This window comes from Streptomyces sp. NPDC001156 (assembly GCF_053598275.1).
The window spans coordinates 1-2063 of record NZ_JBSFJX010000476.1 but is presented as its reverse complement, the minus strand read 5'-3'; the positions used below and the strand labels follow the sequence as shown (position 1 = coordinate 2063).

Sequence of the window (2063 nt, the reverse complement as noted above, 5' to 3'; positions counted from 1 at the left end):
GCAAGGTGCAGACGACCGTCATCAACCCGGAAGCCGCGCCGGGTGTAGTTCAGGCTCGGCCGCGCCTGCCGCTTCTTCTTCCACCGGGGCATCCCGGCCCGGCGATGCGTCGCAACCCGGTCCTTGATGTCTTTGAGGGCCTTGGCGCGGGCCTTGGCGAAGTCGCGTATCACCTGCTGCTGAGGCACGCTCGCCCCCTCAGCCAGCCACGGCATCCCCCTGCGGGCCGCGGTCAGCATCTTGTCGAGCTGAGCTTGACCGCACGTCAGCTTCTCGCCTGTTGCCCTGGCCTGCTGATACACGGCCTTCGACTTGGCCACGCATTCGTTCCAGATCCACCGGCACCGGTCCCACTCGGCTTCAAGCTGACGCCTGGCCGTGTTCGACAGGCGCACACGGAAGGTGTACCGGGCATACCCGGCGTCCTTCCCGGTCGCTTCTGCCGTCATGCATCCGAACCTACCCGGGGGGACTGACAGTTGAGAGTTCTCGATCATCGTGGGCGACATCACCACCGTACGGGATCGACACCGGAACGCCCTGACGGCGATCCGGCTACCCCTGCCCTGCTCCGCAGGAGCCCGATACCGCCCCGGCCTGAAGGCCGGGGCGGTATCGGAGGAACCCGGTGAACGCGGGCTCGAACACGGCGGCCGACCACATCAGTGCCGCCGGCCTGACCCTGGCCCAGCTGCCGAAGAACTACCGGCGCGGACGTCAGACCCTGATCCGCACGGACTCCGCGGGTGGCACCCATGACTTCGTGGCCTGGCTGGCCCGGCGGGGACGGTGGCTGTCCTACTCGGTCGGCATGGTGATCACCGAGGCGATCCACGAGCACGTGCTGAAGGTTCCGGCATCGGCCTGGACGCCGACCGTCGAGGCGGACGGCGAGATCCGCGACGGCGCCTGGGTCGCCGAACTCACCGGCGACGTCCTGGACGGCTGGCCCAAGGGGATGCGGCTGATCATTCGGAAGGAACGTCCGTACCCCGGGGCCCAGTTGAGGCTAACGGACGCGGACGGCATGCGACTGACCTGCTTCGCCACCAACACATCGGGCCGGCCGATCGCCGAGCTCGAGCTCCGTCACCGGCTGCGGGCCCGGGCCGAGGACCGCATCCGGGCCGCCCGGGCGACCGGGCTGCGCAACCTCCCCCTGCACCGCACCGCCCAGAACCGGATCTGGCTGGAGATCGTGCAGATCGCGCTCGAGACGCTGGCCTCGATGCCGATGCTCGCGCTGACCGGGAAGGCCAGACCACCGGCCGCCGGCGGATCCTCCGCCTCGCCCGGCCGGCACTGGCCCTGGACCAGCCACGTCATCACCGCTCTCGAACGGCTCGCGCTCCTGCCGAACCCCGGCTGACCAACGAATTTCCCGTCCCTACGACAGCAACTCAACACCCGGAGCAGTGGAACCCGGCGCCACCCCGAGGCGACATTTGGGCTTTGGCCCTGCCCAGCCTCAGCCCACCGCGCGAAAACGGTCCACCGACTCCGTCGGCGGACCGTCACGAAACTTCCTAATAAGCTATCTCTTTTGGCTTGTTCGGTAGTCTGCGGGTGTGGGGATTGTTGAGCGGCTGGTGCCGGATGAGCTCCCCGGTCGGAGAGGCACTGGCCGGGAGTCGATGGAATCCGCCTTATAACACGCGACAGGCGTGGCCAAAAAGCCGGCCACGGACTAAGCGCCTGTGAGCGATTCTCATGGTGTGCGCGCAGCGCCGGGGTGTCCGACGCTAGATGTTCTGGAACTCGTTCGGCAGTTGCGACATCACATCCTGGAACTCCGTGTCGGGGACGGCCTCTCCCAGAGTCATGAAAACCGCCGCAACGCCCCTGCGCGCCACGGCCTCATCGGCGCCCGCACGCTCACTCACTCGCCGGACGAACTCGGCAACGCCGAATTTCTGGGCGACATCCTCCGGTGGGACCAGGGGCGGGGCGATCTCGGCGGGCAGGACGCCGGCTAAGCCTCGATCCACCGACCGATGCCTGTGGATGACGCTTGGGAAAATGAAGAAGTGCCTTGTGACCTGCGATGATGGGAGTTCTTTACG

The 2063-nt window shown here is 67.3% G+C and carries 1 protein-coding gene and 2 pseudogenes; 1 reads left to right on the top strand and 2 read right to left on the bottom strand.

The features are described from left to right. A pseudogene (locus ACWDA7_RS52330) lies at positions 1 to 449 on the bottom strand (RNA-guided endonuclease TnpB family protein); the annotation flags it as partial. Between the two features lie 176 nt (positions 450 to 625). On the opposite strand from ACWDA7_RS52330, the pseudogene ACWDA7_RS52325 reads away from it, so the two are divergent. Then, positions 626 to 1369: pseudogene (locus ACWDA7_RS52325) on the top strand (transposase); the annotation flags it as partial. 373 nt (positions 1370 to 1742) lie between these two features. Here ACWDA7_RS52325 and ACWDA7_RS52320 read toward each other — a convergent pair. Continuing rightward, positions 1743 to 2063: DUF2267 domain-containing protein (locus ACWDA7_RS52320; RefSeq protein ID WP_450615214.1), on the bottom strand; the 321-nt coding region annotated here is incomplete at its 5' end.